Genomic DNA, 25613 nt, shown 5'->3' with positions numbered 1-25613 from the left:
TCCTCCCTGTTTCGTTGGTAGCTTATATCCTACTTCTCGACCTGCATCAGGTGGACGTAGCACATCGTCTTCTTGCCCCACTGCTCCTGCAGGGCTGCCCGCACCGCGCGCCGCACCGCTTCGGCAATCGCATCGGGATCGCGCTTTTTCGCCTTCGGCAGATTTTCGACGATATTCACGACGATGTCGAACACGATGTCGTCCATCATCTCGCCCTTGGCGTTCTTCTCGGGGATGCCGATCAGGTCGACCGCGGGCTCGTCGGCCATATCGCCCTTGGCGGTCACCGCCAGACCGATGAAGGCGCAGCCGGCCATCGCCAGGCGACGGCGTTCCGCCACCGCGCGCGACTTGGAATCTTCCAGCAGCAGACCGTCCTTGTAGATCTTGCCGGACGGAATTTCCTCGATCACCGCGGCATCGCCCGGCCACAGCCGGACCAGGTCGCCGTTCTTGACGATCATGGTGCGCGGCACGCCGCATTCGCGCGCCAGCTTGGCGTGCTCATGCAGATGCAACGCTTCGCCGTGCACCGGGATCAGGAGCTGCGGGCGGACCCAGGAGATCATGTCACGCAACTCGTCGCGACGTGGATGGCCGGAGACGTGAACCAGATGGGTGCGGTCGGTGACGACCTCGACCCCCTGGGTGATCAGGCCATTGATGATGGTGCCGACAGCCTTCTCATTGCCGGGAATGGTCCGCGACGAGAAGATCACGGTATCACCCTTGTTCAGGGTGACCATCGGATGATCGTCGTTGGCAATGCGCGACAATGCGGCGCGCGGCTCGCCCTGGCTGCCGGTGCACAAAGCGATGACGCGGTCCGGCGGCAAATGCCCGTACATGTCAGCGCCACGGAAGGCCTTGATGCCCTCGAGGTAGCCGGTCTCGCGTGCGATCTGCACGACGCGCTCCATCGCGCGGCCGACCACGACGACCTCGCGGCCCGAGGCCTCCGCGGCTTCCGCCACGGCGCGCAGCCGCGCCACATTGGAGGCAAAGGTGGTGACGGCAACGCGGCCCTTGGCGGCCTTCACCAGTTCGGTGATGGTCTTCGCCACTTCCATTTCGGAGGGCGAACGCCCTTCCCGCACGGCGTTGGTGGAATCGCCGACCAGCGCCAGCACACCGGCGTCGCCGAGTTCGCGCAGGCGGCGCTCGTCGGTCGGCTTGCCGATGATCGGGGTCGGGTCGATCTTCCAGTCGCCGGTGTGCAGCACGGTGCCGGCGGCAGTGTGGATCGCCAGTGCATGCGATTCCGGGATCGAATGCGCTACAGGAATGAACTCGACCTTGAAGGGGCCCAGTTCAAGGGTGCCACCCGACGGCACCACGGTCACGGGGATCTTCGGCGGGTTGCGCTCCGAGGCGCACTTGGCCTGAAACAGCGAGGCAGAGAACTGCGTCGCATAGATCGGGCATTTCAGCTTCGGCCACAGGTCGATGATGGCGCCGAAGTGATCCTCATGTGCATGCGTCAGCACGAGCCCGACGATGTTCTTGCGCTCCTTTTCGAGGAAGCGGACGTCGGGCATCACGAGATCGATGCCCGGCAGATGTTCTTCGTCGCCGAAATAGACGCCGAGATCGACCGCGAGCCATTTCTGGTTACCGCGATTGCCCATGCCGTAGATCGACAAGTTCATGCCGATCTGGCCGACGCCGCCGAGCGGCGCGAAGGTGAGTTGGTCTGGTTTGGTCGTCATGGTGTTGATGTCCCTGCCGACGCCGTCGATCCGAAGTGAACGTCCCCGGCAGAAATCGGAACGCGTAACCCGTCCGGTGTTCTGACGATCAGACAGCCGCTCTCGTCGATGGTGTCGAAAATGCCTGAAATGGTGGATGAACCCGATTGGATAGAGACCGGCTCGCCGAGTCCTGCGGCGCGTGCCAGCCATTGTTTGCGGATCTCGGGAAAGCCGTGGCCTTCGTCCCAGACGCCGCGATATTCCGACCATGAGTCGGACAATGCGTTGAACAGATCTTCGGCGCCGACCTGCACGCCAAGCGCGTGCAGCGACGTCGCCGGGTAGGGCGTGTCTTGCGGAAATGCGACCACGTTGGTGCCGATGCCGACCACGACCGCGAGGCGATCATCGGCCACGGCCTCGGCCTCCAGCAAAATGCCGGCGAGCTTGGAGCGCCCTGCCAGCACGTCGTTGGGCCATTTCAGCGCGAACTTCATATCTTCCGATCCAGGCGACCTCAGCCGCGCCTCCATGCTGACCAGCCGGAGCGCTGCTTCGAGTGCCAGACCCGCTGCAAAACCGAGGGTGGCTGCGATGGCGGGCGGTACGTCGATGACTTCAAGAATAGAACAAGCGAGATTGCCCCGCGGCGCGATCCACGGCCGGTGCCGTCGTCCGCGCCCTGCGGTCTGCTGCGATGTGACGAACCACATCGGACCGCGCTCGCCGGTGCGGGCGCGGTCCAGGGCTTCTACATTGGTTGAACCGGTGCTGTCGAATGCCGCGAGCGAGGTACCCGCGGCCAGGGCTCGGGGACCGAGCGAAAACACCATTTAAAACAATGACTTCGCCGCAAACGAGGCGGCGCTGACGAGCGGTCCGGGATAGACGAAGAACAGCACGTTGAAAATACCGGTGACGGCCAGCACGGTGCGCAGCTCGACTCGCATCGGATCCAGCGCTCCCTTCGGCTCGTCGAAATACATCAGCTTGACGATGGTCAGGTAGTAATAGGCGCCCACCACACTGGCCAGCATACCGACCACGGCGAGCACGAACAGCCCGGCCTTGATCGCCGCGATGAAGACGTAGAACTTGGCGAAGAAGCCGGCCAGCGGCGGGATGCCGGCCAGCGAGAACAGGAACATCGCGAAGAAGAACGCCAGCAACGGATTGGTGCGCGAGAGGCCGGCGAAGTCGCTGATCTTCTCCAGCGGCTGGCCGTCACGCTTCATGGTCAGGATGATGGCGAAGCTGCCGAGCGTCATCGCGACGTAGATCGCCAGATAGACCAGCACACCCTGCGCGCCCTCGGCGGTGCCGGCGGCGAGGCCGACCAGCGCGAAACCCATGTGGCCGATCGAGGAATACGCCATCAGGCGCTTGATATTGGTCTGGCCGATCGCGGCGAACGAGCCGAGCACCATGGAGGCGATCGAGACGAACACGACGACCTGCTGCCACTGCAGCGTGATGCCGGGGAATGCCGTGAGCGCGACGCGCGTAAACACCGCCATCGCGGCAACCTTCGGGGCGGAGGCGAAGAACGCGGTGACCGGGGTCGGCGCGCCCTCATAGACGTCCGGCGTCCACATGTGGAACGGCACGGCCGAGACCTTGAAGCACAGGCCGGCGAGCAGGAAGACGAGCCCGAACACGATGCCGACGCTACCGGTGGTCGCGGCCGCCGCGATGCCCGTGAAAGTCACGGTGCCGGTGAAGCCATAGATCAAGGATGCGCCGTACAGCAACATGCCGGACGACAGCGCGCCGAGCACGAAGTACTTCAGGCCGGCTTCGGTCGATCTGGCGTTGTCGCGGTTGGACGCGGCGACGACATAGAGCGCAAGGCTCATCAGTTCGAGGCCGAGATACAGCATGATCAGGTCGCCGGCCGAGATCAACACGAACATGCCGAGCGTCGAGAGCAGCACCAGGATCGCATATTCGAAGATGCGGCGGGACTGGTGCTCGAGGAACTCGCGCGACAGGATCAGCGTGACGGCCGAGCCGATCACCGCCAGCACCTTCATGAAGCGGGCAAAGTCATCGACGATGAAGCTACCGCCGAAGGTGACGAGCTTGCCCGCGGGCAGCGCCAGCTCGATGACGCCAACCGCGACCAGCAGGATCACGGCGAGCACCGTCACCGGTCCCGTCGTCTTTGGCCCGCCATAGGCGCCGACCATCAGCAGCGCCATGGCCCCCACGGCGAGCACGATCTCCGGCAATACGGGGAGCAGTGAATATCCGGCGGTCTCAAAAGTCATTGCGCGTTGTCCTGACCTGCTGCGTTCATGGCAGCAGCGCGGCTGCCTTCACGGCAGATGTTGCAGCGGCGTAGTTGTTGACGAGGAGTTGCACCGAGGCGGCCGACATGTCGAGCACCGGCTTGGGATAGAAGCCGAACCAGATGGTGAGCACGACCAGGGGGGCGAGCAGCAAGCCTTCGCGGAACGTGATGTCCTTGATGCTCATCAACGACGGCTTGGTCAGCCCGCCGAACACCACCTTGCGGTACAGCCACAGCGCGTAGCTCGCCGACAGGATCACGCCTGTCGTGGCGATGACCGCCGCGGGGATGCTGGTCTTGAAGGTGCCGATCAGCGTCATGAATTCGCCGACGAAGCCGGAAGTTCCGGGCAGACCGACATTGGCCATGGTGAACACCATGAACATCATCGCGTAGATCGGCATCCGGTTGACGAGGCCGCCATAGGCCGCGATCTCGCGGGTATGCAGGCGGTCGTAGACGATGCCGACGCAGAGGAACAGCGCGCCCGACACGATGCCGTGCGAAACCATCTGGAACACGGCCCCGGCGACGCCCTGGGTGTTGCCGGCAAAGATGCCCATGGTCACGAAGCCCATATGGGCGACCGACGAGTAGGCAATCAGCTTCTTGATGTCTTCCTGCATCAAGGCCACCAGCGAGGTGTAGACGATGGCGATCACCGACAGCGTCAGCACCATCGGCGTAAAATACAGCGAGGCGTCCGGGAACATCGGCAGCGAGAAGCGCAGGAAGCCGTAGCCGCCCATCTTCAGCATGATCGCGGCCAGCACGACCGAGCCCGCGGTCGGCGCCTCGACATGCGCGTCCGGCAGCCAGGTGTGCACCGGCCACATCGGCATCTTCACCGCGAAGGACGCGAAGAACGCCAGCCAGGCCCAGATCTGCAGGCTGCGCGGCACGGCGGTGTGCATCAGGGTCGGAATGTCGGTGGTGCCGGCGTTCCAGTACAGCGCCATGATCGCCAGCAGCATCAGGACCGAGCCGAGCAGCGTGTAGAGGAAGAACTTGAACGAGGCATAGACGCGGCGCGGGCCGCCCCAGACGCCGATGATCAGGAACATCGGGATCAGGCCGCCTTCGAAGAACAGGTAGAACAGCACCAGATCCAGCGCCGAGAAGGTGCCGATCATCAGCGTTTCCAGGATCAGAAACGCCATCATGTATTCGGGCACGCGCTTGGTGATCGATTTCCACGACGCCAGGATGCAGAACGGCATCAAGGCGGTGGTCAGGATCACGAAGGGCAGCGAAATGCCGTCCACGCCCATGTGGTAGTTGATCGCCGTGGCCAGCCACGGCAGCTTCTCGACGAACTGGAAGTCGCCATTGGCCGCGTCGTAGCGCATCACCAGGATCAGCGAGACCGCGAAGGTGATCAAGGTTGCCCAGATCGCGATCCAGCGCGCGTTGCGGTTGGCCGCCTCGTCGCCGCCGCGCGCCAGCAGATACACCAGCACGGCGCCGATGGTCGGCAGGAAGGTGACGACGGAGAGAATGGGCCAGGTCATGACGGAAGCCGACGACATCAGTGGCCCCCCAGGCCGAATATGAACCAGGTGATCAGCCCGGCGACGCCGATCAGCATCGCGAAGGCATAGTGGTAGAGATAGCCGGTCTGGATCCGCACCGCACCGCGCGTGATATCGAGCACGCGAGCCGAAATGCCGTCGGGACCGAGCCCGTCGATGATCTTGCCGTCGCCGACCTTCCACAGGAAGCGGCCAAGCCATTTGGCGGGACGCACGAAGATCAGGTCATACAGCTCGTCAAAGTACCACTTGTTGAGCAGGAACTTGTAGAGCAGCGGATGCTGGCCGGCGAGTTCGACCGGCAGATAGGGCCGGCGGATGTAGAACAGATACGACACCAGGAAGCCGGCCGCCATCATCACCGTCGGCAGGTTGGCAATCATCGCGGGGATGTGGTGCATCTCGTCCAAGAGGTGCGGATGGTTCTTCAGCGAATCCCGGAAGAACTCCTCCACGCCGTGACCGGCGAACAGTTCCTTGAACGGGAAGCCGGCGAGGATCGCACCGGCCGCCAGCACGCCGAGCGGCACCAGCATCACCAGTGGCGCTTCATGCGCGGCCTCGTAATGCTTCTGGTCATGCGGCGCGCCGTGGAAGGTCTTGAAGATCAGGCGCCAGGAATAGAACGAGGTGAGACCCGCGGCGACGATGGTCATCAGGAAGCCGTACAGCGCGAACGGATTGGTCGAGACATAGGCGGCCTCGATGATCGCATCCTTCGAAAAGTAGCCGGCGGTCAGCGGGAAGCCGGTCAGCGCCAGCGTGCCGATCACCATCATCGCATAGGTGAACGGGATCTTGCGCCACAACCCGCCCATCTTGCGGATGTCCTGCTCGTGATGCATCGCGTAGATCACCGAGCCGGACCCTAAGAACAGCAGCGCCTTGAAGAAGGCGTGCGTGAACAGATGGAACATGGCGATGGAGTAGCCCCCTGCCCCCAGCGCCACGAACATGTAGCCTAGCTGCGAACAGGTCGAATAGGCCACGATGCGCTTGATGTCGTTCTGCACCAAGCCGATGGTGGCCGCGAAGAACGCGGTGGTCGCGCCGACCAGCATGATCACGGCCTGGGCATTCGGCGCGAGCTCGAACAGCGGCGACATGCGGGCCACCAGGAACACGCCGGCGGTCACCATGGTGGCGGCATGAATCAGCGCCGACACCGGGGTCGGGCCTTCCATCGCGTCCGGCAGCCAGGTGTGCAGCAGGAACTGGGCCGACTTGCCCATCGCGCCCATGAACAACAACAGGCCGATCAGCGTCAGCGCGTCGGCCTGCCAGCCGAAGAAGTTGATGGTCTTGCCGGTCAGGCCCGGAAGGGCGGCGAAGATGGTGTCGAAATCGGTCGAGCCGACCATCATGAAGATCGCGAAGATGCCGAGCAGGAAGCCGAAATCGCCGACGCGGTTGACCACGAAGGCCTTGATCGCCGCGGCGTTGGCGCTCGGCTTCTGATACCAGAACCCGATCAGCAAATAGCTGGCGAGACCGACGCCTTCCCAGCCGAAGAACAGCTGCAGCAGATTGTCGGCGGTCACCAGCATCAGCATCATGAAAGTGAACAGCGACAGATAGCCCATGAAGCGCGGGCGGTTCGGATCGTCTTCCATGTAGCCGAGCGAATAGATGTGCACGAGCGCCGACACCGTGGTGACGACCACCAGCATGACGGCGGTCAGCGTGTCGACGCGCAGCGTCCACGACAGCTGAAGGTCGCCGGAGGTGATCCAGGGCATCAGGACCACGCGGACGTCATGGTGCATGAAGCCGACATCGACCAGCGTCATCCATGACAGCGCGGCGGAAACCACCAGCAGCGTCGAGGTGATCAGTTCGGCCGCGCGGGAACCGGCCGCAGCCGGCTCGGCCACGTGGTGGTCATCATGGCCGTGATCGTCATGGGCGTGATCGTCATGGGCGTGCGCTGCGTGCGCGTCGCCGTGGCCATGCGCGTCGTCATGGTGATGGTCGAGCTGGTCGCCGCTGGGGTGGCGCGCATGCGCGCCCGACAGGGCGATCAGCCCGGCAAGGATCGCGCCGATCAGCGGCAGGAAAACAAGAGCCTGGATCATAGCTGGCTCAGCCCTTCATCAGATTGATGTCTTCAACCGCGATCGAGCCGCGGTTGCGGAAATAGACGACCAGCACGGCAAGGCCGATGGCTGCTTCCGCAGCGGCCACCGTCAGCACCAGCAGCGCGAACACCTGGCCGACGATGTCGCCCAGGAAGGTCGAGAACGCCACCAGGTTGATGTTGACCGCCAGCAGGATCAGCTCGATCGACATCAGGATGACGATGACGTTCTTGCGGTTGAGAAAGATGCCGAGAATGCCGAGCGTGAACAGGATCGCGCCGACCGCCAGATAATGTCCGAGACCGATCGTCATTTGACCCACTCCGAGGCGTCCGCGTCCTGCAGGCCCTGCCCGACGGCGACCTTGCGCACATCCATGGCGAGCGCCGGCGTGCGGGCGTTCTGCACGTTGATGTCCTGGCGCTTGACGGTCGCCTTGTGGCGCAGCGTCAGCACGATCGCGCCGATCATCGCCACCAGCAGCACCATCGCCGAGAGCTGGAAGTAATGGATGTACTTCGTATACAGCACCAGGCCGAGCGCCTCGGTGTTGGAAATGCCGGCGGGGATCGCCGAGGTGATCGACTTGGTGACGTTCGGGTTGATTACCCAGCCGCCGACCACGAGCAGCAGCTCGGCGAGGAAGATCACGCCGATCAGGAGGCCGAACGGCAGGTATTCGATGAAGCCTTCGCGCAGCTGCGCGAAGTCGACATCGAGCATCATGATGACGAACAGGAACAGCACCGCGACCGCGCCGACATAGACGACGATCAGCAGCATGGCGAGGAATTCGGCGCCCATCAGCACGAACAGGCCGGACGCATTGACGAAAGCGAGGATCAGGAACAGCACGGCATGGACGGGATTGCGCGAGGCAATCACCATCACCGCGCTGGCGACGCAGACGCCGGCGAACAGGTAGAAGAACAATGCGGCAATCATGACTGTGTCCTACCGGTACGGCGAGTCGAGTTCGATCGATTTGGCAATCTCTCGTTCCCAGCGGTCGCCGTTGGCGAGCAGTTTCGCCTTGTCATAGTACAGTTCCTCACGGGTCTCGGTCGCGAATTCGAAGTTCGGTCCCTCGACGATCGCATCGACCGGACAGGCTTCCTGGCACAGCCCGCAATAGATGCACTTCACCATGTCGATGTCGTAGCGCACGGTGCGGCGCGTGCCGTCGTTGCGGCGCGGACCGGCCTCGATGGTAATGGCCTGCGCGGGACAAACGGCCTCGCACAGCTTGCAGGCGATACAGCGTTCCTCGCCGTTCGGATAGCGGCGCAGCGCGTGTTCTCCACGGAAGCGCGGCGAAATCGGCCCTTTCTCGAAGGGATAATTCAGCGTCGGTTTCGGCCGGAAGAAATAGCGCATGGCGAGGACGAACGCGGATGCGAACTCGGCCAGCAGCAGCGAATGAGCGGTTGCCCTGATATTCATAGTGACCTCATTTCGGAGCAAGCCCCCCGAATTGCAGCACGGCCGCGACGAGGATGACATAGCCCAGCGACAGCGGCAGAAACACCTTCCAGCCCAGACGCATCAGCTGGTCATAGCGGTAGCGCGGCACGATCGCCTTCGCCATCGCAATCAGGAAGAACATGAACAGCACCTTGAGCGTGAACCAGATGATGCCTGGCACCCAGGTGAACGGTGCGAACGGGATCGGCGACAGCCAGCCGCCGAGGAACAGGATGGTGGCCAGCGCGCACATGGTGACGATGGCGACGTATTCGCCGAGCATGAACAAAAGGTACGGTGTCGAGCCGTATTCCGTCATGAAGCCCGCGACCAGCTCCGATTCGGCCTCGACGAGATCGAAGGGCGGACGGTTGGTTTCCGCGAGCGCCGAGACGTAGAACACCACGAACATCGGGAACAGCGGGATGAAGTACCAGCCCAGCATGCCCCACTTGCCGTCCTGCGCCATGACGATCGCCGACAGGTTCAGCGAGCCGACGCACAGCATGACCGTAATGATGACAAAGCCGATCGAGACTTCATAAGAAACCATCTGCGCGGCCGAGCGGAGCGCGGCGAGGAACGGATATTTCGAGTTCGACGACCAGCCGGCCATGATGATGCCGTACACCGACAGCGACGAGATCGCGAAGATGTAGAGCACGCCGACGTTGAGATCGGCGATCACCCAGCCGAGGTTCATCGGGATCACGGCCCAGGCGGCCAGCGCCAGCACGCAGGACACCAAGGGCGCCAGCAGAAACACGCCCTTGTTGGAGCCGGACGGAATAACCGGCTCCTTGAGCACGAACTTCAAGAGATCGGCGAAGGATTGCAGCAGGCCGAACGGCCCCACCACGTTGGGTCCGCGGCGCATCTGCACCGCCGCCCAGATCTTGCGATCGCCCAGCAGGATGAAGGCAATCGCGATCAACAACACTACGAGCACGAGAAGCGACTGCGCGACCATGACGATCAGCGGCCACAGGGTGCTAGTCCAGATATCAGCCATCGGTTTACTCCGCCGCCGTCAGTATCTGGCCGGAAGCCAGGCGGGAACATTCCGCCATGATGGCTGACGCGCGTGCGATCGGGTTGGTCAGGTAGAAATCCTCAATGCAGGTCTTGAACGGCGTCTTCTCGACGCTACCGCCCTTCCCCGCAAGGGTCTTGATCACCGAGGCGTCGCCAGCCTCGATCTGATCGAGCCGGATCAGATGCGGCACCGCCTTGAAGATCGCCTGGCGCAACGCGGCCAGCGAATCATAGGGCAGCCGGTGGCCAAGCACGTCGGACAGAGCGCGGATCACAGCCCAGTCTTCGCGGGCCTCGCCCGGCGGGAACCCGGCGCGCGCGGCCATCTGCACACGGCCTTCGGTGTTGACGTAGAGGCCGGACTTTTCGGTATAGGCCGCACCCGGCAGGATGACGTCGGCGCGGTGCGCGCCGCGGTCGCCATGGGTGCCGATATAGACGACGAAGGTGCCGTCGGCGACCTTCACTTCATCGGCGCCGAGCGAGAACAGCACGTCGATTGCACCCGGCGCGGTCATCTGGGCCACGCTGAGGCTGCCGGCACCCGGCGCGAAACCGATGTCCAGCGCGCCGACCTTGGAGGCCGTCGCCTGCAGCACGGCAAAGCCGTTCCAGCCCTCCGTGATGGCGCCGAAATCGGCCGCGAGCTTCGCGGCCAGCGCCAACACCGCGGCGCCGTCGGGACGCGCTGCGGCACCCGCGCCGACCAGCACGATCGGCTTCTTGGCGTTCTTCAACACGTCGGCAAAGTCGTTCTTGCCGGCGGCCAGCTCGTTCATCGATTCCGTGCCGGCGCCGAGATAGTCGTAGAGATAGGTCAGGTCGGCCTTCTCGCCGATCACGCCGATCTTCAACTGGCCGGTGCGCCAGCGCTTTCGGATGCGCGCGTTGAGAACGGCGGCTTCCTTGCGCGGGTTGGAGCCGACGATCAGCAGCGCGTCGGCTTCCTCGATCCCGGCGATGGTCGGGTTGAAGATGTAGGAGGCGCGGCCGGCGGCGGGGTCGAAGGCGCTACCGTCCTGAGTCGACACATTGGCCGAGCCCATGCTGGCCAGCAATTGCTTCAGCGCGAACATTTCCTCGATCGCGGCGAGGTCGCCGGCGATCGCACCGATCTTGCTGGCCTGCGTAACCGACACCTTGGCGGCCACGGCGCCGAACGCCTCCGCCCAGGTCGCGGCCCGCAGCTTGCCGTTCTCACGGATATAGGGGCGATCGAGCCGCTGGGTGCGCAGGCCATCTACGATGTGCCGCGTCTTGTCGGAGATCCACTCCTCGTTCACGTTCTCATTGATGCGCGGCAGGATGCGCATCACTTCGCGGCCGCGGGTATCGACGCGGATCGCGGATCCGACCGCGTCCATCACGTCGATCGACTGCGTCTTGCCAAGCTCCCAGGGGCGCGCGGCGAAAGCATAGGGCTTCGACGTCAAGGCGCCGACCGGGCAGATATCGACCAGGTTGCCCTGCAATTCCGAGGTCAAGGCGCTTTCCAGATAGGTGGTGATCTCGACGTCTTCGCCGCGGCCGAGCAGGCCCATTTCCGGCACGCCGCAGACTTCCGTGGCAAAACGGACGCAGCGCGTGCACTGGATGCAGCGGTTCATCGAGGTCTTGACGAGCACGCCGAGGTACTTGTCCTCGACGGCGCGCTTGTTCTCGGCAAAGCGCGACGTGTCGACGCCGTAGCCCATCGCCTGGTCCTGCAGATCGCACTCGCCGCCCTGGTCGCAGATCGGGCAATCCAGCGGATGGTTGATCAGCAGGAATTCCATCACGCCCTCACGGGCCTTCTTGACCATCGGCGACTTGGTCGAGATCTCCGGCGGCTCGCCCTTTGGGCCCGGGCGGCAGTCGCGCACGCCCCAGGCGCAGGAGGCGACCGGCTTCGGTCCGCCCTTCACTTCGACCAGACACATCCGGCAATTGCCGGCGATCGACAGCCGCTCGTGATAGCAGAAGCGCGGGATCTCGGCGCCCGCCGCCTCGCACGCCTGCAACAGCGTGTACTCGGCGGGGACATCGATCTCTTTGCCGTCGATGATGAGTTTCGTCATTTCTGTTCCGTCGATCTCACGATGAGCGAAGCGTCAAATAAATCAGGAGCGCGATCGTGACCGCGATCCCCATAATGATGTCGAGCCGGGCGAGATTTGCCACAACTCGTAGAAAGCAATTCATGGCTTTCGACGCCATCATCGCCTCCTCTGCAAACGTTACTCCGCCGCGACCATGTGCGCGGGATCGAGAATGCCCTGGTCGTCGAGGCTCGCCTTGCGGCTGAAATCGTCGATGCGGCGTTCGATCTCCGGGCGGAAGGCGCGGATCAGGCCCTGCACCGGCCACGCGGCGGCATCGCCGAGCGCGCAGATGGTGTGGCCTTCGACCTGCTTGGTGACTTCCAGGAGCATGTCGATCTCGCGCTTGTGGGCGCGACCCTCGACCATGCGGTTGAGCACTCGCCACATCCAGCCGGTGCCTTCGCGGCAGGGCGTGCACTGGCCGCAGCTCTCATGCTTGAAGAAGTAGCTGATGCGCGCGATCGCCGCGACCACGTCGGTCGACTTGTCCATCACGATGACGCCGGCGGTGCCGAACGACGACTTCGCGGCACGGGTGCCGTCGAAATCCATGATCAGGTCTTCGCAATCCGCCGCCGGGATCAGCGGGCACGAGGCACCGCCGGGAATGATCGCCAGCAGATTGTCCCAGCCGCCACGGATGCCGCCGCCATGCTTTTCGATCAGCTCGCGGAACGGGATGCTCATGGCGTCTTCGACCACGCAGGGCGTGTTGACGTGACCGGAGATGCCGTAAAGCTTGGTGCCGACATTGTTGGCGCGACCGATGCCGGCGAACCAACCGGCGCCGCGGCGCAGAATGTCGGGTGCCACCGCGATCGACTCGACGTTGTTCACGGTTGTCGGGCAGCCATACAGGCCGACATTGGCCGGGAACGGTGGCTTCAGGCGCGGCTGGCCCTTCTTGCCCTCGAGGCTCTCCAGCAGCGCGGTCTCTTCACCGCAGATATAGGCGCCGGCGCCGTGCGCGACATAGAGCTCGAACGGGAAGCCGTGGACGTTGTCCTTGCCGATCAGTCTCGCCGCATAGGCCTGGTCGATCGCCGCCTGCAGGTGCTCGCGCTCGCGGATGAACTCACCGCGGACGTAGATGTAGCCGACATGGGCGCCCATCGCGCAGCCGGCGATCAGGCAGCCTTCGATCAGGAGATGCGGATCGTGCCGCATGATCTCGCGATCCTTGCAGGTGCCGGGCTCAGACTCGTCGGCGTTGACGACGAGATAGCTCGGCCGACCGTCGGCATTCTCCTTCGGCATGAACGACCATTTCATGCCGGTCGGGAAGCCCGCCCCGCCGCGGCCGCGCAGACCGGACGCCTTCATTTCGGCGACGATCCAGTCGCGGCCCTTGTCGAGAATGGCCTTGGTGCCATCCCACGAGCCGCGCTTGCGCGCGCCGTCGAGGCCCCAGTCCTCGAGGCCGTAGAGATTACGAAAGATGCGGTCCTTGTCGTCGAGCATGGCTTCCTCGATCAGCGATTGGATTGCTTGTAGGCGAGCATCGCGGCGCAGCCGCCGAATACCACCGCCCACAGCAAGCTCGATTCCAGCGTGGCACTCAGAAAGAAGCGCTGCAGCAGGAAAATGAAAGTCGCAGCTGCAGCGGTATGGAGCGCGATGTAGAGCCACTTGTTCATGACTTCGGCACCTGTCTGCGTTGCGGGTGTCAGCGGGGACGTCATTTGGTCGGTCCCTTCGGTTCCGCCTTGGTCGGCGGATTGTTCTTGGTCGCGTCCGCGGCCGGTGCCTTCGGCGCCGGGCTTTCGCGGTCGGAGGCGGATTTGGTCGGCTTCTTGGCCTCGCCGTCGGCGAGTGCCGGCTCCTTCGGCTGGTCGAGTTCGATCGGCGGGCGCGTCATCGCGCCGCCGCCGATCAGCGTGCGGGCGCCGCCTTCGGGAGCCGCGAACTGGCGACCGATCTGCGACCCCGGATGCTGCGGCGTGCCGGCTTTGAAGCCGTCGATCAGCGCGTTCATGCTGTCCTTGGTGAGGTCTTCGTAGGTATCGCTCCAGATCATCACCATCGGGGCGTTGACGCAGGCGCCGAGGCACTCGACCTCTTCCCAGCTGAACTCGCCGTCATCCGACACATGCAGCGGATCGTGATGGATGCGGTGCTGGCAGACCTCGATGAGGTCGCCGGCGCCGCGCAGCATGCAGGGCGTGGTGCCGCAGACCTGGATATGCGCCTTCTTGCCGACCGGCGAGAGCTGAAACATCGTGTAGAAGGTCGCGACTTCGAGCACGCGGATATAGGCCATGCCGAGCAGGTCGCCGACGACGCGCAGAGCGGCTTCCGAGACCCAGCCGGCGTTCTGCTCCTGCGCCCGCCACAGGACCGCGATGACCGCGGAAGCCTGCCGGCCCGGCGGATAGTGCTCCATCTGCTGCTTCGCCCATACCAGATTCTCCGGCGTGAAGCTGAAGCTCGCGGGCTGCAATTCTTTCGGTGCGAGGCGGCGAACGGCCATGGTTTAGTCTCTCATTGAGCGCGGCGCGACGCGCTCGCATTCAGGCTGTTGATACGGTCCAGCCAGAACGCGCTCGAAGTGCCGAACACGTTGTAGCCGACATTGGTGGATACCTTGATGCGATCGAGGATCGAAAGATCGGTCACGGTCTCGAAGCGGTTGCTGGCGGGATCGCGCACGAACAGCGTCAGCGGCGTGTGGTCGAGAATATAGCGCGACACCGTATGCGCGGGATCGTTGCCGTGTTCTTCGCACATGATCACCGAGTCGGCTTGCAGCAAACGCGTACCGCCCTTGATCGCCTCGATCTCGACGCCTTCGACATCGAGCTTGATCAGGTACTTTCCGTCTGCCGTTACCCGGCCCTCGTCGATCAGATTGTCGAGCGCCAGCACCGGGACCTGCTCGCCGACGGCGTCTGCCGCGCCGACGATGCTGAAGGCCTCGTGCTTGGTGCCGGAAAGCTTGGCCGTGCCACGCTCCGAGCCGATCGCGCACTTGATCGTCTCGAAACGGCTGCCGTTGATCCGGGCGTTATTGGCGAGCTTGACGAAATTCTGCGCCGACGGCTCGATCGCGATGGCCTTGTGCGAACCGAGCGGCCCGCTCGATACCAGCACCGACCAGTAGCCGTAGTTCGCGCCGCAATCGAGCAGCGTATACTCGACCTCGACCGAATGCCGGAACAGCAGCTCCAGTTCGTTTTCGTAGGAGAACGCGGGGTCGAGCAGCTTGCTCCAGTACCCGTCGCCGAACGGAAAGGCGAAGTGCGCATCGCTGTTCAGGTTGACGACGATGTCGCGCTTCGGCAGCGCCCGGCGCAGCAGGTTGGCGCACATGATGTAGCCGCGATGCGAGAACGACGCCGACAACCGGCAGCCTGCCATCAGCATGAACGCCGCCGTGCGCTCCCAGGGACTGACGTCCTGGTAAGCGCCGGTGGCCCGGTCGAACTGAATGGGTGGCTGCGCCGATGTCACCGATCGACCTCGCCGAACACGATATCGATCGAGCCGAGGATCGCGGAAACGTCGGCAAGCTGATGGCCCTTGCAGATGAAATCCATCGCCTGCAGATGCGCGAAGCCCGGCGCGCGGATCTTGCACTTGTAGGGCTTGTTGGTGCCGTCGGAGACCAGAAACACGCCGAACTCGCCCTTCGGCGCCTCGACGGCGACGTAGACCTCGCCTTCCGGCACGCGAAAACCTTCGGTGTAGAGCTTGAAGTGGTGGATCAGCGCTTCCATCGAGCGCTTCATCTCGCCGCGACGCGGCGGCGTGACCTTGTGATCCTCTGTCAGGACGGGGCCCTGCCCGTCCGGCGCGCGCAGCTTGGCGATGCACTGGCGCATGATGCGAACCGACTGCCGCATCTCTTCCATACGGATGCAGTAACGGTCGTAGCAGTCACCGTTCTTGCCGATCGGAATGTCGAAATCCATCTCGTCATAGCACTCGTAGGGCTGCGACTTGCGCAGATCCCATGCTGCACCCGAGCCGCGCACCATGACGCCGGAGAAGCCCCACTTCCAGGCGTCCTCCAGCGACACCACGCCGATATCGACGTTGCGCTGCTTGAAAATGCGGTTGCCGGTCAGCAGCGTTTCGAGATCGGCGACCGTCTGCAGGAACGGGTCGAACCAGGCGTCGATGTCGTCGATCAGCGCCGGCGGCAGGTCCTGATGCACGCCGCCGATGCGGAAATAGGCGGCATGCATGCGCGAGCCCGAGGCGCGCTCATAGAACACCATCAGCTTTTCGCGCTGCTCGAAGCCCCACAAGGGCGGCGTCAACGCGCCGACGTCCATGGCCTGCGTGGTGACGTTCAACAGATGCGACAGGATACGGCCGATCTCGCAATACAGCACCCGGATCAGCTGCGCGCGGCGCGGCACGGTGATGCCGAGCAGCTTCTCCGCCGCGAGGCAGAACGCGTGCTCCTGGTTCATCGGAGCGACGTAATCGAGCCGGTCGAAATAGGGAATCGCCTGCAGGTAGGTCTTCTGCTCGATCAGCTTCTCAGTGCCGCGGTGCAAAAGGCCGATATGCGGATCGACGCGCTCGACCACTTCCCCGTCAAGCTCCAACACGAGGCGCAACACGCCATGCGCCGCCGGATGCTGCGGGCCGAAATTGATGGTGAAATTGCGGATGGCTGGTTGTTCGGTCATGGCTTGACCTCCGCCTTCTCGTCACCGGGCAGGATCGGATAATCCGCGCCCTCCCAGGGCGAGAGGAAATCGAATTTGCGGAATTCCTGGTTGAGCCGGACCGGCTCATAGACGACGCGCTTCTCCTGGTCGTCGTAGCGCACTTCGACGAAGCCGGAGAGCGGGAAATCCTTGCGCAGCGGATGGCCATCGAAGCCGTAGTCGGTCAGCAGCCGGCGCATGTCGGGATGGCCGACGAAGATCACGCCGTACAAATCATAGGCCTCGCGCTCGAACCAGTCGGCGCCGGGAAACACGCTGATGATCGACGGCACCTGGGTCGTCTCGGACGCCTCGAACTTGATCCGTACCCGCGCGTTCAGCGTCGGCGACATCAGGTGATAGACGACGTCGAAACGGTTCTCGCGGCCGGGATAGTCCACCGCCGTGACATCGACGAAGCTGACAAAGCGGCAGCCGGGATCCTCGCGGAGGAAGCGCATGACTTCGACAATCTTCGCGCCGTCGACGGTCAGCGTCAGTTGATCGAACGCGACATAGGAGCCGCTGACGGCGCCGGGCAGCGCTGCCTTGATGGTTTCGCCGAGACTGGAAAGGTCGATCACTTAATGGTCTCCGGATCGCGCTTCTTATAAAATGATGATGTTGTCAGGTTCAGCCATCCGCCTCTCCCAATTAACGCTCGATCGTCCCCGTTCGCCGGATCTTCTTCTGCAGCAGCAGTACGCCGTAGAGCAGCGCTTCTGCGGTGGGCGGGCAGCCCGGTATGTAGATATCGACCGGCACGACGCGATCGCAGCCGCGCACCACCGAATAGGAATAGTGGTAATAGCCGCCGCCATTGGCGCAGGAGCCCATCGAGATGACGTAGCGCGGTTCCGGCATCTGGTCGTAGACCTTGCGCAGCGCCGGCGCCATCTTGTTGGTCAGCGTGCCGGCGACGATCATGACGTCGGACTGCCGCGGAGACGCGCGCGGCGCGAAACCGAAACGCTCGACGTCATAGCGCGGCATCGAGACCTGCATCATTTCGACCGCGCAGCACGCCAGGCCGAAGGTCATCCACATCAGCGAGCCGGTGCGCGCCCAGGTGATCAGATCATCGGTCGCCGCAACGAAGAAACCCTTGTCGGACAGCTCGGCATTGACCTCGCGAAAATACGGATCGTTCGAGCCGACAGGCAGGCCGGTGTTGGGATCGATGATCCCGGTCGATGCCTTGGAGACAAGTGGCTGCGCGCCGATCGGGCGAACCGACGGCGTGGGCTGACCGGAGGTGAGGACGGGGCTCAATCCCATTCGAGGGCGCCTTTCTTCCATTCATAGGCAAAGCCGACGGTGAGAACACCCAGGAACACCATCATCGACCAGAAACCGGTCACGCCAAGCTTGCCGAAGGCCACCGCCCAGGGAAACAGAAACGCCACTTCCAGATCGAAGATAATGAACAGGATCGCCACCAGGTAGAAGCGCACGTCGAATTTCATGCGCGCATCGTCGAAAGCATTGAACCCGCATTCATAGGCGGAGAGCTTCTCCGGGTCCGGGCTCGAATAAGCGACGAGGAAAGGCGCCACCAACAGCCCCGCTCCGACAACGGTAGCGATGCCTATAAAAACAACGAGAGGTAGGTAATTTTGCAAGATGCCGTTCATCGGCAATCCCTTTTCCCGCAGGCGCGCGCGGATTCGAGAACATTGGAATTGTTCGAGGCTTAGCGCAGCGCAACAAGCCACGCAAGACGAGCGTTCGTGACAACTGCGATGCGGTCGCTGCCCTTCCGGAGCATCGTCAACGGTTTGTTTCCGGACATGACAGCGCCTCGCGACGGGCGATCAGCGCCAGCCATTCGCCCTGCATCCGCGCCAATCGGGCCGCCGCGTTGGCACAGTCGAGACCGGCGCTGCCGAGCAGCCGGAAGTCGGCCTGGGTGCCGCGCATCTGGCGGCGTAATCGCGAGATGCGAAAATTCAGCTTGGCGGATTCGGCCATGAGGGATATAGAACAAAAGAAGAACATTTTTACAAGTGCTGCGTTGAGCCAGACAATAGATCCCGGAGGTTCCCATGGCCCGTTCCGCTTCGTCTCAGTCCGCCGCCGTTAGCTACGCCGAAATGCCCGACCGCCTCGCGCAGCCGATGACGCGCGGTCAGGCGCTGACGTTGAAGTCGCTGGCGATCGAGGCCTACCAGCCCCGCCAGTTCGCCGCCGATCTCAGCCGCACGGAGGCCGCCCGGCGTATCGAAGCGTTGAAGCAGGAAATCGCGCTGGCCGATTCTTTCTGAAGATCAGGCGGACGACAGACGCGACAATAACGGCGCGAACCATGGTTTTGCCGACATCATTCTCATTGTGGAACACCGGGGAAACTTCGCATCTCGCCATTCCCGAATGTGGAATGGCGCGAGAGACGGGACTCGAACCCGCGACCTCTGCCGTGACAGGGCAGCGCTCTAACCAACTGAGCTACTCCCGCGTGGATCGTTCAATCCCGCAGTGAGGTGGACATAAAGGGGGGACCATTTGAAGTCAAGGACGTTGCGAACGGTCTGTGCATTGTTCTTGGTTTTCCGCGTGTCCGATTCAAAAACCCCGCTGTTTGCAGGCGAAACAGCGCAGGCGCCGCGTGCCCGAATCGTTTAAGCCCTGCTACGTCTCACTTTCCTGACCGACACCAACGTAGAGGGCCTAAAACATGGCGAAAAAAGCCGTTGCCGCCGCGACCCCCGCCGCAAAAGCCGCAGCCACCCCCGCTGCGAAAGCCGCAGCCAAAGCCGCCGCTCCCGCCACCGTGACGCTGAAGCATCTCGCCGCGGCGCTCGCCGAAGAGCACGAATTGTCGAAGAAGCAGACCGAAGCGATTCTCGGCGACATGGTCGGCCGCATCACCAAGCACCTCAAGAAGGGCGAGCGGATCCGCATCGTCGGCCTCGGCATCCTGCAGGTGAAGAAGCGCGCCGCCCGGATGGGCCGCAACCCCGCCACCGGCGAGGCGATCCAGATCAAGGCCAGCAAGAAGGTCGCGTTCCGCGCCGCCAAGGAGCTGAAGGAAGCCGTCTGATCGACGACTTTCCGCCGATAATTCGACGATAGATCAAACCCATTCCGGGCTGCGGCGGCGCCCGGCCCGGAATGAGGTCTTCAGGACTGGAGTGGTGATGTGACAGCGGCCCCGTCCCTCGAATTCACCCACGACGTGCTGCAGCGCTTCCTGCGCTATGTCGTGATCGACACCCAGTCCGATCCCGCCTCCCACACCTGCCCGTCCACCGAGAAGCAGAAGAATCTCGGCCGCCTGCTGGCGCAGGAATTGCGCGAGATCGGCCTTGCCGACGCGCATCTCGACGAACACGGCTACGTCTATGCGACGATCCCGGCGACTTCGACCAAGAACGTGCCGGTGATCTGCTTCTGCTCGCACATGGACACCTCGCCGGACTGCGCCGGCGCCGGCGTCCGGCCGCAGATCGTCCCGAATTACCGGGGCGGCGACATAGTGCTGCCGGCCGACCCGTCACAGGTGATTCGCGTGGAAGATAATCCGGCGCTCGCCGACCAGATCGGCCACGATATCATCACCTCGGACGGCACGACCCTGCTCGGCGCCGACAACAAGGCCGGCCTCGCCGAGATCATGGACGCCGCGCGCTATCTCATCGCCAATCCGCAGATCCCGCACGGCACCATCAAGATCCTGTTCACGCCGGATGAGGAGATCGGCCGCGGCGTCGACAAGGTCGACCTCACAAAGCTCGGCGCCGATTTCGCCTATACGATGGACGGCGAGACCGCCGGCCATCTCGAGGACGAGACGTTTTCAGCCGACGGCGCCGTGATCACGATCGAGGGCGTCAGCGCGCATCCCGGCTTCGCCAAGGGAAAGATGGAGCACGCCATCAAGATCGCCGCAGCCATCGTCGAGCGGCTGCCGAAAGACCATTGTTCGCCGGAGACCACCGAGGGCAAGGAAGGTTTTCTGCATCCGATCGGCATCACCGGCGCGCTGGAGAAAGCCACGCTGAGCTTCATCGTGCGGGATTTCACCGACGAAGGCCTCGCCGAAAAAGAAGCGTTGCTGCAATCCATCGTCGACGAGGTGATGAAGGATTACCCGCACTCCACCGCATCGATCGCGATCAAGCCGCAATACCGCAACATGAAGCAGGTGATCGACCGCCATCCGCAGATCGTCGATTACGCGATGCAGGCGATTCGGCGCGCCGGTCTTGCGCCGAAGCGCACCAGCATCCGCGGCGGCACCGACGGCTCGCGATTGTCCTTCATGGGCCTGCCCTGCCCCAACATCTTTGCCGGCGAGCACGCCTTTCACGGTCGCACCGAATGGGTCAGCCGCCAGGACATGGAAAAGGCCAGTGAAACCATCGTGCATCTGGCGATGATCTTCGAGGAACAGGCCTGACGCGCAGCGCGGCAGGATTTGAAGCCGGGTTGCCTTGCCACCCCGGCCGCCTCCGGCTAAATGAACGCCACGGGCGATTAGCTCAGCGGTAGAGCATTCCCTTTACACGGGACAGGTCGGCGGTTCGATCCCGTCATCGCCTACCATCTTCCTTCAGTCGAGCGGCTTGTCGTCGTCGGTCGAAGACTCTTCTTCCAGCGAGCAGATGTCACCGCCGCCGAGTTGTTCTTCCGGAGGCGGCGAGCTGTCGAGATCCTTCAGGACCTCCGTCAGCAGCTCGCACGGCGTTTTCTTCGGCTGTTCGCCTTCGATGGAGACAGGTGGATGGGCCATGGCAATATCCTCTGCTTCTCAATCTAACACCGATCGGCCGGATATGTTGCAACTCCGGCGTCGGGCGCCCGTGCCGCGCGCCTGGCCGATGCGTTGGTCGGGCATCGGCCCGGACGATGGCCGGATCACCGTCTGTACGCGAGAAGCCAGCCCGTGCGGTCATACCTCCGGCTGCAGCGTCCTCACATCGTCCAGTTGCCGACAGATTTCAGCAAACAACGGCCGCGAGGCGGGCTCGACGGACAAGCAGGCCGCTGACAATCGTTCGAGCCCTCGCAGCGCAACCCAATCCTCGGCGCCGCTGTAGCGGTCGAGCAGTTCTTCCAGCAGGCATCCGAAGGCCCGCACCTCCAGCCGCTGCAATCCGTTCGCCATCGTCAGGTTACCGGCATCGTAGAGCGACGCCGCGCCGAAATCGCCCAGCAACGCCTGCCCCTGCCCGTCATGCAGGATGTTGTGACCGTAGAGATCGCCATGCAGGATGCCGCGGTCGTGCAGGTGGCGGGCCGCGGACGCGATACCGTGCGCGATGCGCAGGATAGTCGGCATATCGAATGCGGCAGACGCCGGATAGATATCGCGGGTGCAGGACTCCAGGCTCGGCGGCCCCGCCAGAATCTCGAACACGGGATCGACGAGCTGCAGGACCAGACCGGCGGCGCCCGCCGGATGACCCACTACCCTGCCGATCACATCGATCAGATGGGGGTGCTCACCGGCGGCGATGGCGGCGCGCATTTCGGAGGCCGGCAGGCCGTCGCTGGTCATCGCGCCCTTGAACAGTTTGACAGCCACCGCCTGCAGGTCCTTGCCGTCCGCAGCCATCATGGCCCTGTGAATAACGCCCGATGCGCCCTGGCCGAGCACCTGCCCGATCTCCAGCGCGTCCCAGGGAATATCGGCGATCGCCGACGGCGAAGCGTCGCTCTCCGCGCCGCCGAGCTGATTTCCGGACGTGGCCAGCCACGACAGCCGCGGCAGGCCGAGCAACCATTCCGGCAATGCGGTCAGCCGGTTGGCGGCCAGACGAAGCAGTTCGAGATTAATGCAGCCGGCCAGCGTCTCCGGCAGGGATTCAAGCCGGTTGCCGGCCAGCATCAGCTTCTGCAATTGCGTACAAAAGCCGATTTCCTCCGGCAGCCGGTCGATCTCATTATCCGTCAGGATCAGCCAGCGCAGCCGCGGCGGCAGCGCCTTGGCGGAGACGCGCCTGATACGGTTGGCCTTGAAGCCGACCATGCTGAGTTGCGGGCATCGGCCCAGCACCTCCGGCAGCTCGGTGAACTGGTTGTCCGAGCAGAAGATGATCCGCAGCCTCGGCCATTCGGCCAGCTCATCGGGCAGTTCGCTGAGCGCGTTGCCGGACAGATCGAGGATTTCCAGGGTGTCGCCGAGATCCAGGATCTCGTGGGGAAAATCGGTCAGCCCGCAATCAAGCTTGAGATGGCGCGCGCCGCTGAGCGCGCCGGAGCGGAGCTGGTCGAGTGTGTGCATCTGCGATTCCACCGTGTCGTCGCCGGTCGATCGCACCCGGGCGGATCGGCCCGCCGCGGGCACCGGTCGCGCCCCTCGTAGCGCGATTGACGTCGCCGCGAAACCGGGACGCCGTCACTTCTGCAATTGCTCGATCAGTACGCGCGCGCCGACGCGGGGATCGCCGACATTTTCAATGGCGACATCCGGCACGATCTCGGCGGAAGCGCGCTGCAGGCGCTGCACGATCGGCCCGTCGCTAATTCTGCCGCGGGCCAGCAACCGCGCCGCCAGCACCTCCGGCGGCGCCGTGACGGCAACCACGACCAGTTCGGCGTAGGTGTCGCGCAGCCGGCCGATCACCGCGCGGGACACGTTGGCAACCACCGTGCGCCCTGCCCCGATGTCGTCGTCGATCGACTTGGCAAGCGCATAACACAGGCCATGCGCTTCCCAGTGTACGGCGAAATCGCCTCGGGTGCGGGCCGCCTGAAAGGCGTCCCGCGTCACCTGGTCATTGTCCTCGGCGCCGGAGGCCTCGCGCGTCACCACCCGGCGCGCAAACACCACGCGAGCATTGCCGGCGCAGGCGGCGCGCGCCAGATCGATCAGCGTATCCTTGCCGGCGCCGGAGGGACCGACCACCAGCACCAGCCGTCCCGGGCCGATCTTCGCTCGCGCGGCGGCCTCGGCCAGCGTGTCGTTCATGCGACCCGGTGCCCCTCGCGCCAGACGCTGCGCACCACTGGCAGGTCGCGGGCGACGTGGACACGGATCAGGTCGGCGCGCTTGCCGACTGCGATCTCGCCGCGATCATGCAGGCCGACCGCCTCGGCCGGGCGCTTGGTGACGGTCCGTACTGCGGCGGCCAGATCGATCGACGGCACGCGCTCGCTCAGTTGCAGCGCCGCCATCAAGAGGCTGGAGGGAATGTAGTCCGACGACAGGATGTCCAGCAGCCCTTCGCGCGCCAGATCGATGGCAGCAATGTTGCCGGAATGCGAGCCGTTGCGCACCACGTTCGGCGCGCCCATCAGAATGCCGACGCCAGCCTCATGCAGGCCGCGCGCGGCCTCCAGCGTGGTCGGGAATTCGGCGACGGAGACGCCATCGCGGATGGCGTCCACGACGTTCTCGTCGGTGGTGTCGTCATGGCTGGCCAGCGGGATGTTGTGCGCCTGCGCCAGCGCCACGATGTCGCGCATGTTGTCGGCGGCGTAAAGCCGCTGATATTCAAAGCGCTTGGCGAACAATTCGTCGAGCTCGGCGTCGGTCTTGCCGGCGCCTTTTCCGCGATAATAGGTGCGCAGCTTGGCTTCGTCGCGGAACTGGCGCTGGCCGGGCGTGTGGTCCATCAGCGACAACAGGCGGACGTGCGGCCGGCCGATCATCTCCTTCGCTTCCTCGACCACGCTGGGCATCGGGATCTCGCAACGAAGATGCAGGAAGTGGTCGGCGCGCAGCAGGTCGGCGTCGCGCGCGGTGGCGATCGCATCCGCCAGCAGCCCGGCGTGGCCGTCCGCTTCCTCGGCGCCCTTCTCGCTCCATACGCGCAAGGAATCCAGCACGGTGGTGATGCCCGAGGTCGCAAGCTGCCCGTCGTAGGAGACGACCGCAGCCACCGGATCCCAGAACACTTTGGGACGCGGCACGAAATGCGCTTCGAGATGGTCGGTGTGCAGTTCGATCAGGCCGGGCATGATCAGGTCGCCACGGGCATCGTCGAAGCCCGCGGGCGCATCGCCCTCGCCGAACTCTGCGATCCTGCCATCGGCAAAGGCGATCCAGCCTTGTTCGATCACGCGATCGGCCAGCACGATTCGGGCATTGCCGATCACGGTTTCTTGTTGCTTTGCTTTCATCATCTTCTTTCTCAGGCGCCTGCTGCGAACGATGTCACATCGACCAGCCGGTCGGCAATCTGGTGGCGCACGTCGTCGTCATGAACGATCGCGACCATGGCAACGCCGGCGCGTTTCTTCTCGGCGACCAGTTCGACCACCACGGCGCGGTTCACCGCATCCAGCGAGGCGGTCGGCTCGTCCAGCAGCAGGATCGGCAGTTCGGAGATGAAGCCGCGCGCGATGTTGACGCGCTGCTGCTCGCCGCCGGAGAAGGTCGAGGGCGGCAGCTTCCACAGCCGCTCGGGAATGTTGAGTTTTCGCAACAGCACGCCTGCCCGCTCGCGCGCGTCCTCGCGGGCCACGCCGGCGGCGAGCAACGGCTCCGCCACGACGTCGAGCGAGGCGACGCGTGGCACCGCGCGCAAAAACTGGCTGACATAGCCGATGGTGTGGCGGCGTACATTGAGGATCTGGCGCGGCTCGGCGGTGGCGATGTCGAGCGACGCGCCCTGGTGCTGCAAGCCGATCACGCCGCCGTCGCAGCGATAGTTGCCGAAGATCATCTTCAGGATCGAGGACTTGCCGGCGCCGGAGGGCCCGCCCAGCACGACACATTCGCCGGGCGCGACGTGGAACGAGACGCCGCGCACGACCGGCAGCCGGATGCCGTCCTGCAGATGCATCACAAAGGTCTTTTCAGCGTTGCGGATGTCGATCATCGGAATCATG

General features: G+C 63.9%; 27 protein-coding genes and 2 tRNA genes. 4 read left to right on the top strand and 25 right to left on the bottom strand.

The annotated features are described in order from the left end of the window. Positions 1 to 29: 29 nt before the first annotated feature. From FIU28_RS12605 to FIU28_RS12515, 19 genes are all read right to left on the bottom strand, one after another. On the bottom strand, positions 30 to 1709 hold the full coding sequence (locus FIU28_RS12605) for a ribonuclease J (RefSeq protein ID WP_143573369.1): 1680 nt from the start codon (positions 1707 to 1709) through the stop codon (positions 30 to 32). Next, on the bottom strand, positions 1706 to 2524 hold the full coding sequence (locus FIU28_RS12600) for a biotin--[acetyl-CoA-carboxylase] ligase (protein ID WP_143573367.1): 819 nt from the start codon (positions 2522 to 2524) through the stop codon (positions 1706 to 1708). Before FIU28_RS12600 ends, FIU28_RS12605 begins: the two co-directional genes overlap by 4 nt. Continuing rightward, positions 2525 to 3961: an NADH-quinone oxidoreductase subunit NuoN gene (nuoN, locus tag FIU28_RS12595; RefSeq protein ID WP_143573365.1), complete on the bottom strand. Its 1437-nt coding sequence runs from the start codon at positions 3959 to 3961 to the stop codon at positions 2525 to 2527. It lies immediately after the preceding gene. Positions 3962 to 3986: 25 nt separating this feature from the next. Then, a complete protein-coding gene (locus FIU28_RS12590; protein WP_441351228.1) occupies positions 3987 to 5495 on the bottom strand; it encodes an NADH-quinone oxidoreductase subunit M in 1509 nt (502 codons plus the stop codon). A gap of 17 nt (positions 5496 to 5512) precedes the next feature. Continuing rightward, a complete protein-coding gene (gene nuoL / locus FIU28_RS12585; protein ID WP_143573361.1) occupies positions 5513 to 7591 on the bottom strand; it encodes an NADH-quinone oxidoreductase subunit L in 2079 nt (692 codons plus the stop codon). A 7-nt stretch (positions 7592 to 7598) separates the two neighbouring features. Next, the gene (gene nuoK / locus FIU28_RS12580; protein WP_143573360.1) at positions 7599 to 7907 is read right to left on the bottom strand and encodes an NADH-quinone oxidoreductase subunit NuoK; all 309 of its coding nucleotides are present in this window, start codon (positions 7905 to 7907) and stop codon (positions 7599 to 7601) included. Beyond that, positions 7904 to 8539, bottom strand: coding sequence for an NADH-quinone oxidoreductase subunit J (locus FIU28_RS12575; protein WP_143573358.1), 636 nt, complete (start codon positions 8537 to 8539; stop codon positions 7904 to 7906). The genes nuoK and FIU28_RS12575 overlap by 4 nt, the downstream gene beginning before the upstream one ends. A 9-nt stretch (positions 8540 to 8548) precedes the next feature. Further along, on the bottom strand, positions 8549 to 9037 hold the full coding sequence (nuoI, locus tag FIU28_RS12570) for an NADH-quinone oxidoreductase subunit NuoI (protein WP_143573356.1): 489 nt from the start codon (positions 9035 to 9037) through the stop codon (positions 8549 to 8551). A gap of 7 nt (positions 9038 to 9044) precedes the next feature. Beyond that, positions 9045 to 10070 (bottom strand): NADH-quinone oxidoreductase subunit NuoH, encoded by a 1026-nt coding sequence (gene nuoH, locus FIU28_RS12565; protein WP_143573354.1) that lies wholly within the window; start codon positions 10068 to 10070, stop codon positions 9045 to 9047. 4 nt (positions 10071 to 10074) lie between these two features. Further along, a complete protein-coding gene (gene nuoG, locus FIU28_RS12560; RefSeq protein WP_143573352.1) occupies positions 10075 to 12150 on the bottom strand; it encodes an NADH-quinone oxidoreductase subunit NuoG in 2076 nt (691 codons plus the stop codon). Positions 12151 to 12309: 159 nt separating this feature from the next. Continuing rightward, positions 12310 to 13635: an NADH-quinone oxidoreductase subunit NuoF gene (nuoF, locus tag FIU28_RS12555; RefSeq protein WP_143573350.1), complete on the bottom strand. Its 1326-nt coding sequence runs from the start codon at positions 13633 to 13635 to the stop codon at positions 12310 to 12312. An 11-nt stretch (positions 13636 to 13646) separates the two neighbouring features. After that, the gene (locus tag FIU28_RS12550) at positions 13647 to 13856 is read right to left on the bottom strand and encodes a hypothetical protein (protein WP_143573348.1); all 210 of its coding nucleotides are present in this window, start codon (positions 13854 to 13856) and stop codon (positions 13647 to 13649) included. After that, positions 13853 to 14644 (bottom strand): NADH-quinone oxidoreductase subunit NuoE, encoded by a 792-nt coding sequence (gene nuoE, locus FIU28_RS12545; protein ID WP_143573346.1) that lies wholly within the window; start codon positions 14642 to 14644, stop codon positions 13853 to 13855. Before nuoE ends, FIU28_RS12550 begins: the two co-directional genes overlap by 4 nt. Before the next feature lie 11 nt (positions 14645 to 14655). Beyond that, positions 14656 to 15624, bottom strand: a complete 969-nt coding sequence (locus tag FIU28_RS12540) for an FkbM family methyltransferase (RefSeq protein WP_246660956.1) — start codon at positions 15622 to 15624, stop codon at positions 14656 to 14658. Beyond that, the gene (locus FIU28_RS12535; RefSeq protein ID WP_143573344.1) at positions 15621 to 16814 is read right to left on the bottom strand and encodes an NADH-quinone oxidoreductase subunit D; all 1194 of its coding nucleotides are present in this window, start codon (positions 16812 to 16814) and stop codon (positions 15621 to 15623) included. Before FIU28_RS12535 ends, FIU28_RS12540 begins: the two co-directional genes overlap by 4 nt. Then, positions 16811 to 17419 carry an NADH-quinone oxidoreductase subunit C gene (locus tag FIU28_RS12530; protein ID WP_143573342.1) on the bottom strand — a complete coding sequence of 203 codons (609 nt, stop codon included), beginning with the start codon at positions 17417 to 17419 and terminating at the stop codon, positions 16811 to 16813. The genes FIU28_RS12535 and FIU28_RS12530 overlap by 4 nt, the downstream gene beginning before the upstream one ends. Positions 17420 to 17489: 70 nt before the next feature. After that, entirely contained in the window at positions 17490 to 18113 is a 624-nt protein-coding gene (locus tag FIU28_RS12525) for a NuoB/complex I 20 kDa subunit family protein (protein ID WP_246660955.1), read from the bottom strand. Next, entirely contained in the window at positions 18104 to 18469 is a 366-nt protein-coding gene (locus tag FIU28_RS12520) for an NADH-quinone oxidoreductase subunit A (RefSeq protein WP_143573338.1), read from the bottom strand. The genes FIU28_RS12525 and FIU28_RS12520 overlap by 10 nt, the downstream gene beginning before the upstream one ends. 136 nt (positions 18470 to 18605) lie before the next feature. Then, positions 18606 to 18806, bottom strand: coding sequence for a hypothetical protein (locus tag FIU28_RS12515; protein ID WP_143573336.1), 201 nt, complete (start codon positions 18804 to 18806; stop codon positions 18606 to 18608). A gap of 74 nt (positions 18807 to 18880) precedes the next feature. On the opposite strand from FIU28_RS12515, the gene FIU28_RS12510 reads away from it, so the two are divergent. Continuing rightward, complete coding sequence (locus FIU28_RS12510) at positions 18881 to 19099, top strand: DUF3072 domain-containing protein (protein ID WP_246660954.1); 219 nt, start codon at positions 18881 to 18883, stop codon at positions 19097 to 19099. Between the two features lie 114 nt (positions 19100 to 19213). On the opposite strand, the gene FIU28_RS12505 is transcribed toward FIU28_RS12510, so the two are convergent. Continuing rightward, positions 19214 to 19290: transfer RNA gene (locus tag FIU28_RS12505), tRNA-Asp, on the bottom strand. Between the two features lie 219 nt (positions 19291 to 19509). Between FIU28_RS12505 and FIU28_RS12495 the strand changes: the two genes are divergently transcribed. From FIU28_RS12495 to FIU28_RS12485, 3 genes are all read left to right on the top strand, one after another. Further along, positions 19510 to 19875, top strand: a complete 366-nt coding sequence (locus tag FIU28_RS12495) for an HU family DNA-binding protein (protein WP_168202940.1) — start codon at positions 19510 to 19512, stop codon at positions 19873 to 19875. A 99-nt stretch (positions 19876 to 19974) separates the two neighbouring features. After that, positions 19975 to 21234, top strand: a complete 1260-nt coding sequence (gene pepT, locus FIU28_RS12490; protein WP_143573333.1) for a peptidase T — start codon at positions 19975 to 19977, stop codon at positions 21232 to 21234. A gap of 71 nt (positions 21235 to 21305) precedes the next feature. Further along, positions 21306 to 21380: transfer RNA gene (locus FIU28_RS12485), tRNA-Val, on the top strand. 7 nt (positions 21381 to 21387) lie between these two features. Here the strand turns inward: FIU28_RS12485 and FIU28_RS12480 are convergent. From FIU28_RS12480 to phnL, 5 genes are all read right to left on the bottom strand, one after another. Next, complete coding sequence (locus FIU28_RS12480) at positions 21388 to 21567, bottom strand: hypothetical protein (RefSeq protein WP_143573331.1); 180 nt, start codon at positions 21565 to 21567, stop codon at positions 21388 to 21390. 159 nt (positions 21568 to 21726) lie between these two features. Next, a complete protein-coding gene (locus tag FIU28_RS12475; RefSeq protein ID WP_143573329.1) occupies positions 21727 to 23061 on the bottom strand; it encodes a leucine-rich repeat-containing protein kinase family protein in 1335 nt (444 codons plus the stop codon). Between the two features lie 114 nt (positions 23062 to 23175). Beyond that, positions 23176 to 23748: a phosphonate metabolism protein/1,5-bisphosphokinase (PRPP-forming) PhnN gene (phnN, locus tag FIU28_RS12470; protein WP_143573327.1), complete on the bottom strand. Its 573-nt coding sequence runs from the start codon at positions 23746 to 23748 to the stop codon at positions 23176 to 23178. After that, positions 23745 to 24902 carry an alpha-D-ribose 1-methylphosphonate 5-triphosphate diphosphatase gene (locus FIU28_RS12465; RefSeq protein WP_143576162.1) on the bottom strand — a complete coding sequence of 386 codons (1158 nt, stop codon included), beginning with the start codon at positions 24900 to 24902 and terminating at the stop codon, positions 23745 to 23747. Before FIU28_RS12465 ends, phnN begins: the two co-directional genes overlap by 4 nt. Before the next feature lie 11 nt (positions 24903 to 24913). Beyond that, positions 24914 to 25612, bottom strand: coding sequence for a phosphonate C-P lyase system protein PhnL (gene phnL / locus FIU28_RS12460; RefSeq protein WP_143573325.1), 699 nt, complete (start codon positions 25610 to 25612; stop codon positions 24914 to 24916). Position 25613 lies beyond the last annotated feature (1 nt).

The sequence above is a fragment of the Tardiphaga sp. vice154 genome, assembly GCF_007018645.1.
Lineage (GTDB): Bacteria > Pseudomonadota > Alphaproteobacteria > Rhizobiales > Xanthobacteraceae > Tardiphaga.
The sequence above is the reverse complement of the archived record's forward strand: the minus strand, read 5'-3'. Positions and strand labels throughout refer to the sequence as shown.

Bases quoted from the DNA above. Each gene is read 5' to 3' on its own strand.
- FIU28_RS12605 (WP_143573369.1), bottom strand. From the start codon at position 1,709: ATGACGACCAAACCAGACCAACTCACCTTCGCGCCGCTCGGCGGCGTC.
- FIU28_RS12550 (WP_143573348.1), bottom strand. From the start codon at position 13,856: ATGACGTCCCCGCTGACACCCGCAACGCAGACAGGTGCCGAAGTCATG.
- nuoE (WP_143573346.1), bottom strand. From the start codon at position 14,644: ATGGCCGTTCGCCGCCTCGCACCGAAAGAATTGCAGCCCGCGAGCTTC.
- FIU28_RS12525 (WP_246660955.1), bottom strand. From the start codon at position 18,113: ATGGGATTGAGCCCCGTCCTCACCTCCGGTCAGCCCACGCCGTCGGTT.
- FIU28_RS12475 (WP_143573329.1), bottom strand. From the start codon at position 23,061: ATGCACACACTCGACCAGCTCCGCTCCGGCGCGCTCAGCGGCGCGCGC.
- nuoN (WP_143573365.1), bottom strand. From the start codon at position 3,961: ATGACTTTTGAGACCGCCGGATATTCACTGCTCCCCGTATTGCCGGAG.
- FIU28_RS12510 (WP_246660954.1), top strand. From the start codon at position 18,881: ATGGCCCGTTCCGCTTCGTCTCAGTCCGCCGCCGTTAGCTACGCCGAA.
- FIU28_RS12600 (WP_143573367.1), bottom strand. From the start codon at position 2,524: ATGGTGTTTTCGCTCGGTCCCCGAGCCCTGGCCGCGGGTACCTCGCTC.
- nuoK (WP_143573360.1), bottom strand. From the start codon at position 7,907: ATGACGATCGGTCTCGGACATTATCTGGCGGTCGGCGCGATCCTGTTC.
- nuoG (WP_143573352.1), bottom strand. From the start codon at position 12,150: ATGACGAAACTCATCATCGACGGCAAAGAGATCGATGTCCCCGCCGAG.
- FIU28_RS12515 (WP_143573336.1), bottom strand. From the start codon at position 18,806: ATGGCCGAATCCGCCAAGCTGAATTTTCGCATCTCGCGATTACGCCGC.
- phnL (WP_143573325.1), bottom strand. From the start codon at position 25,612: ATGATTCCGATGATCGACATCCGCAACGCTGAAAAGACCTTTGTGATG.
- nuoF (WP_143573350.1), bottom strand. From the start codon at position 13,635: ATGCTCGACGACAAGGACCGCATCTTTCGTAATCTCTACGGCCTCGAG.
- phnN (WP_143573327.1), bottom strand. From the start codon at position 23,748: ATGAACGACACGCTGGCCGAGGCCGCCGCGCGAGCGAAGATCGGCCCG.
- FIU28_RS12480 (WP_143573331.1), bottom strand. From the start codon at position 21,567: ATGGCCCATCCACCTGTCTCCATCGAAGGCGAACAGCCGAAGAAAACG.
- FIU28_RS12575 (WP_143573358.1), bottom strand. From the start codon at position 8,539: ATGATTGCCGCATTGTTCTTCTACCTGTTCGCCGGCGTCTGCGTCGCC.
- FIU28_RS12520 (WP_143573338.1), bottom strand. From the start codon at position 18,469: ATGAACGGCATCTTGCAAAATTACCTACCTCTCGTTGTTTTTATAGGC.
- nuoH (WP_143573354.1), bottom strand. From the start codon at position 10,070: ATGGCTGATATCTGGACTAGCACCCTGTGGCCGCTGATCGTCATGGTC.
- FIU28_RS12535 (WP_143573344.1), bottom strand. From the start codon at position 16,814: ATGACCGAACAACCAGCCATCCGCAATTTCACCATCAATTTCGGCCCG.
- nuoI (WP_143573356.1), bottom strand. From the start codon at position 9,037: ATGAATATCAGGGCAACCGCTCATTCGCTGCTGCTGGCCGAGTTCGCA.
- FIU28_RS12465 (WP_143576162.1), bottom strand. From the start codon at position 24,902: ATGAAAGCAAAGCAACAAGAAACCGTGATCGGCAATGCCCGAATCGTG.
- nuoL (WP_143573361.1), bottom strand. From the start codon at position 7,591: ATGATCCAGGCTCTTGTTTTCCTGCCGCTGATCGGCGCGATCCTTGCC.
- FIU28_RS12590 (WP_441351228.1), bottom strand. From the start codon at position 5,495: ATGACCTGGCCCATTCTCTCCGTCGTCACCTTCCTGCCGACCATCGGC.
- FIU28_RS12495 (WP_168202940.1), top strand. From the start codon at position 19,510: ATGGCGAAAAAAGCCGTTGCCGCCGCGACCCCCGCCGCAAAAGCCGCA.